The sequence below is a fragment of the Ideonella azotifigens genome (assembly GCF_006519715.1).
Lineage (GTDB): Bacteria > Pseudomonadota > Gammaproteobacteria > Burkholderiales > Burkholderiaceae_C > Ideonella > Ideonella azotifigens.
In genome coordinates this window covers 1-7,522 of record NZ_VIDT01000241.1, presented here as the reverse complement: position 1 = coordinate 7,522, position 7,522 = coordinate 1, and the positions used below count along the sequence as shown (strand labels likewise).

The following is a 7,522-nucleotide window of genomic DNA, read 5'->3' as shown; positions in this document are numbered from 1 at the left end:
CTGAAGGCGCTGGAGCGCGCGCAGGTGCCCATCGATGCGATTGCCGGCACCTCGATGGGCGCGGTGGTCGGCGGGCTGTATGCCAGCGGCATGCCGGCGGACACCATCGAAGCCGAATTCAACAAGGTCAACTGGAGCCGGCTGTTCGCCCAGCGCGTGGGCCGCCAGCAGCTCTCCCAGCGGCGCAAGGAAGAGGACTTCGACCTCTCGACTGCCATCGAGCTGGGCTACCGCGACGGAGAGTTCCGTGCGCCGCAAGGCGCCGTCTCCAGCCGCGGCCTGGAAACCCTGCTGCGCCGCTACACCTTGCCGGTGCGCGCGGTGCAGGACTTCGACCAGCTGCCGATCCCGTTCCGCGCGGTCGCCACCGACATGGAAACCGGCGCGCTGGTCATCCTGGACCAGGGCGACCTGGCGATGGCGCTGCGCGCCAGCATGAGCGTGCCCGGCCTGTTCCCGCCCAGCGAGGTGGAAGGCCGCGTGCTGGGCGATGGCGGCCTGGTCAACAACCTGCCGGTCGACGTGGTGCGGGCGATGGGCGTGGACGTGGTGATCGCCGTCAACATCGGCACGCCGCTGGCCGGCCGCGAAACGCTGAACTCGGCCATCGGCCTGACGGCGCAGATGATCAACATCCTGACCGAGCAGAACGTGCACCGCAGCCTGGCCACGCTGGGCAAGCAGGACCTGCTGATCGCGCCGGACCTGGGCAAACTGAGCTCGGGCGACTTCGACAGCGCCAAGGCGCTGATCACGCTGGGCGACGGCGCCACCGAAGCGCTGGCCGAACCGCTGCGGGCCCTCGCGCTGACGGCCGAACAATATGCCGACTGGCGCGCGCACCGCAGCCCCGCTGCGCAGCCGCCCAGCACCCTGCAGTTCGTCGCCTTCGAAGGCACCACCGCCACCAACCCGCAGCGCCTTGAGCCCCAGCTCCAGTCGCACCAGGGCGAGGCCTTCGACCCGCAAAAGGCCGAGGCCGACACCCAGTACCTGGCCGCCAGCGGCGACTATGTGCGCGCCGACTACCGGCTGGTGCACAGCAACGAGCGCGGCGACGGCCTGGTCTTCGACCTCGAAGACAAGCCCTGGGGCCCGAACTACCTGAACATCGGCCTGGACCTGTCGACCGACTTCGATGGCCGCAGCGCCTTCAACGTCAAGGTCAGCCACAACCGCCACTGGCTGACCGACAACGGCACCGAATGGCGCAACCGGCTGCAGATCGGCGAGGTGCCACAGGTGTCCACCGAGCTGTACCACCCACTGAAATGGACGCTGGGCCTGTCGAACGACTGGTTCGTGGCCGCCTCGGCCAGCGCCGAGCGCCGCAACCTCTCGCTGTTCGAGGACAACGGCGGCGAGAAGATCGGCGAAGTGCAGCGTTCGGTGGCGCGCGCCGGGCTGGACCTGGGCCAGCCCTGGGGCAGCCTGGGCGAGTTGCGCTTCGGGCTGGACTACCGCGCAGGCCGCAACCAGCTGCTGCTGCGCAACGACCTGGCCGACACGCTCTACACACCCCAGGCCTGGCAGGAAGCCGGCCTGCGGCTGCGGGTGGTGATGGACCAGCTGGACTTCGCCAACTTCCCGCAGCGCGGCTACCGCGCCGAGGCCGAGGCCTTTGTTGGCAAGCGGCATGACGACGGCACGCGCAAGCTGCTGCGCCTGGAAACCCAGGCCACCACGGCCAGCACCTGGGGTAACCAGACGCTGAACCTGCACCTGATGGCGCGCGGCTCGAACGAGGACCGGCTGTCGCCGGTTGGCCGCTATTCGCTGGGCGGCTTCCAGCAGCTCTCGGGCTACCAGGTCGGCCAGCTGACCGGCAACGTGGTGCTGCTCGGCCGGCTGGGCTGGTACATGCGGCTGGCCGAAACGCCGGTGTTCGCCCGCGGATTTTTCGTCGGCGCCTCGCTGGAAACCGGCAATGCCTGGCTGGACACCCACGAGATGCGCAAAGGCGGCCTGCGTCAGGGCGGCAGCCTGTACCTTGGTGCCGACACCGGCCTGGGGCCGATGTACCTGGGCCTCACCTGGGCGCCACGCGGCGAGGCCGGCCTGGTGCTGTTCGTCGGCCGGCCCTAGACATGGACCACCCGCCTAGCGGGTCGCGCAGCCGCCTTGGTGCGGCCCGGCGCCGGCTGCTTGGCTCAGGCCTCGTCGGACGGCGGTGCCGGTTCGGCGGTCGTTTCGGCTGCGGTGCTGGATGCATCGGTCTTGTCAACGGCATCCGCATCGCCCACCGGATGCATCCAGCCGTGCAGCGTCTCGGCCAGATCGTGCAGGCCGATGTGCTTGGGCGCCGAGAACAGCAGGATGCCGACGTCCGACGCGTCGGTCACGACCGAGGCCAGCGCGTCCTGCACCTTGGCCAGCGAAGCCTGCTGCTCCTTGCGGTTGAGCTTGTCGGCCTTGGTCAGGACCACCAGCAGCTTCACCGCACCGTTCACGACACGCGGCGAGATGAAATTCAGCAGCCTTTCGTCCAGCGGCGTCAGCCCCAGCCGGCTGTCGACCAGCAGCACCACGCCGGTCAGGTTCCGTCGCACCTCCAGGTAGTCGGCCATCACCCGCTGCCAGCGGACCTTGGCCTCCCGGTTCACCGTTGCGTAGCCGTAGCCTGGCAAGTCGGCCAGGTAGGCGTCGGGTTCGTCCTTGGGGCCGAGCGCAAACAGGTTGATGTGCTGGGTACGGCCCGGGGTTTTGGATGCGAAGGCCAATTGCCGTCGCTGTGCCAGCGCGTTGATCGAGGTCGACTTGCCGGCATTGCTGCGGCCGACGAAGGCGATTTCGCCCAGGTCGCCCTGCGGCAACTGGTCAAGCTGGCTGGCGGTGGTCAGGAAGCGGGCGCTGTGGGCCCATGCCAGTGCAGCGAGGGCTTCCGCACTGGGCGGCTTCGCGTCTTTGCGGAGGGAAGCAGTCATGGAGCATTGTAAGATTCATTGGTTTTGTTGCCGGGCGTCATGCCTGGAACCTGCACGAAGAATCAAAATCCGAGACAACCCAAACCCGAGGCCCTTTCCGATGAAGACTTCCGTCGCCGTCGCCAGCTCCGTCGTGCTCGCCGCCTTGCTCGCGGCCCCTGCGTTCGCTGCTGAGGCCAGTGCGGCACCAGCCAAGATCGATCTGGTGCGAGGCTCGGAAATCTCGTCCACGGTTTGCGCCGCCTGCCACACGGCAGACGGGTCGCGCGGCAGCCCCGCGAATCCGATCCTGCAGGGCCAGCATGCCGACTACCTCTACAAGCAGCTGACCGAGTTCAAGGCCGGCAAGCGGCCCAGCGCGGTGATGAACGGCATGGCCGCCACGCTCAGCGAGTCGGACATGCGCAACGTCGCCGCGTTCTACGCCGGCAAGACCGCCAAGCCAGGCGCCGCGAAGAATCCGGACACGGTCCAACTGGGCCAGAAGATCTACCGCGGCGGCATTGCCGAGAAGAACGTGCCCGCCTGTGCCGGCTGCCACAGCCCGAATGGCGCCGGCATCCCGGCCCAATACCCCCGCCTGGCCGGCCAGCATGCCGACTATGTCGAAATCCAGATGAACAACTTCCGCAGCGGCGCGCGGCCCAACAGCGTGCCGATGGCCGGCGTGGCCTCTCGAATGAGCGACAAGGAAATCAAGGCCGTGTCAGACTACATCGCCGGCCTGCGCTGAAGCCGGGCCCCAGGCGCGAGCAGACCCGCACGCGCCGGCCCGCAACGACCCCGTCGCCCGGGCCGGTCCATGACCGGCCCTTTTCACATCGGCGAGCCAGACCTCTTTCGCAGCACCTTTCCCGATGAACGCCACCGTTCCCTCTCCCGACGCTGCCAACAGCCGCTTCGCCACCACGCGCCGCGAAACGCTGGCTCTGCTGGCCTCGATGCGCTTTGCCATCACCTTGCTGTGCGTGATCTGCATTGCCTCGGTCATTGGCACCGTGGTCAAGCAGGGCGAGCAGCTGCCGGACTATGTCAACAAGTTCGGTCCCTTCTGGGCCGAGCTGTTCGGCCATGTCAGCCTGTTCACCGTCTACAGCGCGCCCTGGTTCCTGCTGATCCTGGCCTTCCTGGTCACCTCCACCAGCCTGTGCATCGCGCGCAACGCACCCAAGATCCTGGCCGACCTGCGCAGCTTCAAGGAAGGCGTGCGCGAGCAGTCGCTCAAAGCCTTCCATCACAAGGCCGAAGGCGGCATCGCGCTGCAAGGCCAGGCAGCGCTGGACCATGTGTCGGCCGTGCTGGCCCGCCACGGCTGGCAGGCCAAGGCCCAGGTGCGTGCCGGCGGCACCATGGTCGCGGCGCGCAAGGGCCGGGTCAACAAGCTGGGCTACCTGTCGGCCCATTCGGCCATCGTGCTGATCTGCCTGGGTGGCCTTTTCGACGGTGACCTGGTGGTCAAGGCGCAGATGGCGCTGACCGGCAAAAGCACCTTCGAAGGCGGTGGGCTGATCCGCGACGTGCCGCCCGAGCACCGCTTGCCCGCCGGCAACCCGACCTTCCGCGGCAACCTGATGGTGCCCGAGGGCGCACGCAGCGGCACCGCCATCCTGCAGATGCCGGACGGCATCGTGCTGCAGGACCTGGACTTCGACGTCGAGCTCAAGCGCTTCATGGTCGAGTACTACGAGACCGGCATGCCGCGGCTGTTCGCCAGCCAGATCGTGCTGCACGACCACGACGGCAGCCCGCCGGTCGAGGCCACGGTCAAGGTCAACGAACCCGTCACCCACCACGGCGTGGCGATCTACCAGAGCAGTTTCGAGGACGGAGGCTCGACGCTGAAGCTCAAGGCCTTGCCGCTGCAGGCCGGCGGCCAGCCCTTCGAGATCAACACCCGCGTCGGCGACAGCGTGCCGCTGCAGCAGGGCAAGTCCCCGCTGACGCTGGAAGTCACCGGGCTGCGCGTCATCAACGTCGAAAACCTCGGCGCCGCAGAAGGTGCCGGCACTGATGTGCGCAAGGTTGACCTGGGCAGCACCTTGAACAAGCATCTGGGCAGTGGCGTCAGCCCCGACAAGGCCAAGCAGCTGCACAACGTCGGCCCGTCCATCACCTACAAGCTGCGCGACGCCAGCGGCCAGGCACGCGAGTTCAGCAACTACATGGTGCCCATCGAGCTGGACGGCCAGCGGGTGTTTGTCGTCGGCGTGCGCGACACGCCGGCCGACAGTTTCCGCTACCTGCGCCTGCCGGTCGACGAACAAGGCAGCCTGGACGGCTGGCTGCGGCTGCGCCAGGCGCTGGGCGACACGGCATTGCGCGAACAGGCGGCAAGCCGCTACGCCAGGCAGGCCGCACCGGCCGACAAGCCCGAAATGATCGAGCAGCTGCGCGTGACCAGCGCACGCGCGCTGGCCCTGTTCGCTGGCGTAGAGCCCGCCAGCAAGAAGAGCACACCCGGCGCCCAGCCCAGCGCCGGCTTGGTCGCGCTGAGCCAGTTCATTGACGACAGCGTGCCCCAGGCCGAGCGCGCCCGCGTGGCCGACGTGCTGCTGCGCATCCTCAACAGCGCGCTGTACGAACTCAACGACATCGCCCGCGAACAGGCAGGCTTGAAACCGCTGGGCAGCGAAGCGGCGGCACAAAGCTTCATGGCCCTGGCCGTCATCTCGCTGTCCGACAGCTTTTTCTACCCGGCCCCGGTGCTGCTGGAGCTGCAGGACTTCCAGCAGCGCCAGGCCAGCGTGTTCCAGGTCGCCCGCGCACCCGGCAAGACCCTTGTCTACCTCGGCGCAGTCTTGCTGATCATCGGCGTGTTTGCGATGCTCTACGTGCGCGAACGCCGGCTCTGGGTCTGGCTGCACGGCGCTGGCGAAGCCAACCCTGGCAGCCGCATGCTGATTGCCCTGTCCACGCCAAGGCGCACACTGGACGTGGATGCAGAATTCACTGCCTTGCGCCAGGACTTGCTCGGCGCATCCGCCGCCGCCGAACCCGCTGTCATTGGAGACACGCCATGAACACCACCACGACCGGCAATGCGCCCCTGGCGTCGCTGCCCATGGGCAAGTCCGGCTGGCTCGCCGGCCGCAGCTTGCTGGACTGGCTCTATGCGCTGCTGGTGCTGGGCGGCGCAGGCTATGCGTTCCAGCGCTACGGCGCGTCAATGGACGGCTACGAACGTGGCATCCTGGCTGGCGCCACACCGGCGCTGATCGCGCTGGGCTGGTTCTGGCGCCCGCTGCGCGCGCTGGCGCTGGCCGTGGGCCTGGCCAGCCTGCTGGCCATCTCGCTCTACAACCGCCACACCGACGGCTTCGGCGCCGACCTGGCCGCCGCCGACCAAGTCTTCTGGCTCAAGTATTTCCTCTCCAGCCAGAGCGCCATCCTGTGGATGAGCGTGCTCTTTTTCATGAGCACGATCTTCTACTGGCTGGGCTTCCTGGGCAAGGCAGAAGGCGGCAACGCCGTGGGCCAGCGCATCGGCTCCGGCCTGGCCTGGGCCGCTGTCTTCATGGCCTTGACCGGCACCATGGTGCGCTGGTTCGAGAGCCACCAGATCGGCCCGGACATCGGCCACATCCCGGTGAGCAACCTGTACGAAGTCTTCGTGCTGTTCTGCTGGCTGACCACGCTGTTCTACCTCTACTTCGAAGCCCACTACAAGCTGCACGCCCAGGTGCGCGCGCTGGGTGGCTTCGTGATGCTGGTGGTGAGTGCCGCGGTCGGCTTCCTGCTCTGGTACACGGTGGCGCGCGAAGCGCAGGAAATCCAGCCGCTGGTGCCCGCGCTGCAAAGCTGGTGGATGAAGCTGCACGTGCCGGCCAACTTCATCGGCTACGGCACCTTCTCGCTGTCGGCCATGGTGGCCCTGGCCTGCGTGCTGAAGGAAGCCAGCGCCAAGGCTTTGTGGCTTGGCCTGGTGGCGCTGCCGGCTGCGGTGCTGGTGCTGGTCGCCGGCTACGCGGTGGGCGGCAGTGACCCGGCCGCAGCCGGCGCCGCCGCCAAGGCGGCACGCTTGATCGGCGGCACCGGCCTGTTCTTCGCCATCATGGTCGCACTGCGCCGGCCCATCAACGCCCGCACGCCCAGCGTGCTGCTGATGGACGACCTGATGTACAAGGCCATCGCAGTCGGCTTCGCGTTTTTCACCATTGCAACCGTGCTGGGCGCCTTCTGGGCCGCAGAAGCCTGGGGCGGCTACTGGAGCTGGGACCCGAAGGAAACCTGGGCCCTGATCGTCTGGCTGAACTACGCCGCCTGGCTGCACATGCGGCTGATGAAGGGCCTGCGCGGCGCCGGCTCGGCCTGGTGGGCGCTGGGCGGCCTGGTCGTCACGACCTTCGCCTTCCTCGGCGTGAACATGTTCCTCAGCGGCCTGCACTCCTACGGAGAGTTGTGAACGTGGCGACTGGCTGAGGGGAACCACCCGCCCGCAGCACGATCCATCCGAAAGCTGTAAGGTCCGGCGCAGTCATCCCGACTGATGCTGACCTCGCACTCGCTTTCGGAAGTTCGCCATGCCCTTGATCCGTACCCGCGGCCCGCACGACCCGCTGCCCTCGGAAATCACCTCTCCCGAGCTCTACCACTCGCGC

Annotated in this window: 5 protein-coding genes; 4 read left to right on the top strand and 1 reads right to left on the bottom strand. The window is 67.8% G+C overall.

Annotation, left to right across the window (positions count from 1 at the left end; all coding sequences use genetic code 11):
- Positions 1 to 2,085: patatin-like phospholipase family protein (locus FKP22_RS15400; RefSeq protein ID WP_141288351.1), on the top strand; the 2,085-nt coding region annotated here is incomplete at its 5' end.
- A gap of 65 nt (positions 2,086 to 2,150) precedes the next feature.
- Here the strand turns inward: FKP22_RS15400 and yihA are convergent.
- Positions 2,151 to 2,924 (bottom strand): ribosome biogenesis GTP-binding protein YihA/YsxC, encoded by a 774-nt coding sequence (gene yihA / locus FKP22_RS15395; protein WP_141288350.1) that lies wholly within the window; start codon positions 2,922 to 2,924, stop codon positions 2,151 to 2,153.
- Between the two features lie 100 nt (positions 2,925 to 3,024).
- Here yihA and FKP22_RS15390 point away from each other — a divergent pair, with 100 nt between their 5' ends.
- The 3 genes from FKP22_RS15390 to ccsB all read left to right on the top strand — a co-directional run bounded on the left by FKP22_RS15390 (position 3,025) and on the right by ccsB (position 7,326).
- Entirely contained in the window at positions 3,025 to 3,657 is a 633-nt protein-coding gene (locus FKP22_RS15390) for a c-type cytochrome (protein WP_141288349.1), read from the top strand.
- A 124-nt stretch (positions 3,658 to 3,781) separates the two neighbouring features.
- Entirely contained in the window at positions 3,782 to 5,944 is a 2,163-nt protein-coding gene (locus FKP22_RS15385) for a cytochrome c biogenesis protein ResB (protein WP_231010206.1), read from the top strand.
- Positions 5,941 to 7,326 carry a c-type cytochrome biogenesis protein CcsB gene (ccsB, locus tag FKP22_RS15380; protein WP_141288348.1) on the top strand — a complete coding sequence of 462 codons (1,386 nt, stop codon included), beginning with the start codon at positions 5,941 to 5,943 and terminating at the stop codon, positions 7,324 to 7,326. Before FKP22_RS15385 ends, ccsB begins: the two co-directional genes overlap by 4 nt.
- Positions 7,327 to 7,522: the final 196 nt, after the last annotated feature.

Coding starts and splice junctions, on each gene's coding strand:
- yihA (WP_141288350.1), bottom strand. CDS start 2,924: ATGACTGCTTCCCTCCGCAAAGACGCGAAGCCGCCCAGTGCGGAAGCC.
- FKP22_RS15390 (WP_141288349.1), top strand. CDS start 3,025: ATGAAGACTTCCGTCGCCGTCGCCAGCTCCGTCGTGCTCGCCGCCTTG.
- FKP22_RS15385 (WP_231010206.1), top strand. CDS start 3,782: ATGAACGCCACCGTTCCCTCTCCCGACGCTGCCAACAGCCGCTTCGCC.
- ccsB (WP_141288348.1), top strand. CDS start 5,941: ATGAACACCACCACGACCGGCAATGCGCCCCTGGCGTCGCTGCCCATG.